Source organism: Ancylomarina euxina, assembly GCF_003863355.1.
Classification (GTDB): Bacteria; Bacteroidota; Bacteroidia; order Bacteroidales; family Marinifilaceae; genus Ancylomarina; species Ancylomarina euxinus.
This window is the reverse complement of sequence record NZ_QQWG01000051.1, coordinates 1-2,132: the sequence shown is the minus strand read 5'-3', so window position 1 is coordinate 2,132 and position 2,132 is coordinate 1. Positions and strand designations below refer to the sequence as shown.

Here is a 2,132-nt window from a genome sequence, read left to right as displayed (position 1 = left end):
CCGTGGGGCGGTTTGCTGGCTTGCCTGCACATTGCCAGCGGAGGGCCTTCCTCCATCTTAATTACAGCACTGAACCTTTCCGTAACTTACTCGAAGTTAGTGATTGGTTTCATTCAGAGCACACATGAACGCTAACGGTCTTGCTAAGTTTTCGTGGGCGATTTAAAGAACTGTCCTTTCAAACCACACGGAAGCAAGCCGCATAAATTTGTTTATATTTTTTAACAAACCAATTTAATTGGCTTGCTGGTGTTTCTTAATTGAACTAAACTCTCAAACTACGAATCACCGCCCATGAAATTTAGCTTTTGTTATGGCTTTGTGCTTTTTACAATAACACTATCGTATTACAGTTTTATTCTCCATTAAATAATTTCAAATGGCTCAATATCTTTTCTTTTTTCATAATATTCTAATAGTGATTTTTTAAGCGTGCCATCTTCCAAGAACATTCTATAAAGTTCTTTTTCGTACTTTTTGCATATTTCATCTGGATTTTCTATTTCCCCTTCTATCGCCATAATTTTATCACTCAAACTTTTTATTATTTGACGGTACGCCTTTTGCAACTTTGGGTCACTTAATGCCTCTTTACAGAATCCTGAAATTAGAAAATTAACTCGATTTTCAAGTTTATAGGAAAAAGGAATTGTACCACATCCACAGTGGAAAGCAAAACCTCTATCAGGATTATATCTTGCAATGTCGATATATGCAAAAGAAATTTGCAATAGGCTATCTATTCCAATACGAGTTTTATTTAGCTCAATTATATTCTTATATTCTTCTGTTTCCTTTTTATTCATATAAAAACTAGAAAAAGCGGTATTAAAGATTCCTGCAAAAACAGGATCATTACAATAGTAATCAGTTACATCCTTTCTTACTTTATCAGAATCACATTCTTGAACGAAAAATAAAGAATCAATAAAATCACCTCCCTTTGCATTAAGGCTAGTATAATATGCATCAGTGATCCTATTTGAATAAGCATTGTAAAAATCAGCACATTTAATACTATCCGGAATAAGATATTCATAAGCCACCTTTTCTTGATTAAAACCAAAATAACGGAATTTAAGTTGAACTTTATTTAGTGTACTATCAGTACATTTAAATTCTGCCATGGTGTCAAAAAAAGTCTGAATATGTTTATTCCCTTTTTCTTCAGTTGGTTGACACCCAAATAGAGTAGCTGCAATAATCGATAAAATAAATATGAGTTTTTTCATTCGGTTTTGAGACTTATAAAATTAAGTGAATCTATTAAACTATAATTGTTTCTTTGTTTTCCCTTGCATTAGCCATAACGGGCTTGCTAAGTTTTCGTGGGCGATTTAAAAGAATTAACCTCTCAAACCGCGCGGAAGCAAGCCGCATAAATTTGTTTATATTTTTCGCAAACCAAATCTAGGTGGCTTGCTGGTGTTTATTAATTGCACTAAACTTTCAAACTGCTCGTCACCGCCCATAAAATTTAGCTTTTGTTGTAGCCTGTTTTTATTTTTTCCTTTAGTCCATTATCAATTCTCTTAATAACGAAGGTCATTTTATTTGAGTATTGATTATCTATAAACTCAATTTCCAAATCTTGTCCTATTTCGTTAATATTCTCACATATTACATGCCTTGAATGTAGATCTGATTTATTATTTCTGTACTCAAAAACTGTTGGTGTTAAAGACCGTTTTTTTCCAAAATATTTTGCTTTGCCAATAACTATGAAATTTTCATCATTCAAGATTAAATCGCAATCATTGAAAGAATAATTTGTTTGATAAGGGTCTATCTCAAATTTTTTCTTTCTCTTAAAAATGTCAAAGTTTTTTGTCCAGACTTTCAAGTCTTGATGTAATTCAGATGAAACTGTCATGTAGGATTTTATTATTTGTTTTGATTTCTTCTCAATTGAATTTAAATAAGTCAAAAAGAAAATAATTGGAAATGAAAAAAACAGAATCGTTAAAATTATCTGTATTGTTATTGACATATCTCGGTCTTTTAAAGTCAAGTAGGTAAGGGGAATTTCACCCCAAACCTCTCACAGAACCGTACGTGATAGTCTCCCATCATACGGCTCCTCAGTTAATTATTTACCATCTTCGGTCTTCCTACTACATGTAGTTGCCATT

Annotated in this window: 2 protein-coding genes; both read right to left on the bottom strand. The window is 32.3% G+C overall.

What is annotated here, in order from left to right; translation table 11 throughout:
- Positions 1 to 365: 365 nt before the first annotated feature.
- Complete coding sequence (locus tag DWB61_RS17510; protein WP_125032231.1) at positions 366 to 1,232, bottom strand: hypothetical protein; 867 nt, start codon at positions 1,230 to 1,232, stop codon at positions 366 to 368.
- A gap of 245 nt (positions 1,233 to 1,477) precedes the next feature.
- Positions 1,478 to 1,990 carry a hypothetical protein gene (locus DWB61_RS17505; protein ID WP_125032230.1) on the bottom strand — a complete coding sequence of 171 codons (513 nt, stop codon included), beginning with the start codon at positions 1,988 to 1,990 and terminating at the stop codon, positions 1,478 to 1,480.
- Between the last annotated feature and the right edge of the window lie 142 nt (positions 1,991 to 2,132).

Coding starts and splice junctions, on each gene's coding strand:
- DWB61_RS17510 (WP_125032231.1), bottom strand. CDS start 1,232: ATGAAAAAACTCATATTTATTTTATCGATTATTGCAGCTACTCTATTT.
- DWB61_RS17505 (WP_125032230.1), bottom strand. CDS start 1,990: ATGTCAATAACAATACAGATAATTTTAACGATTCTGTTTTTTTCATTT.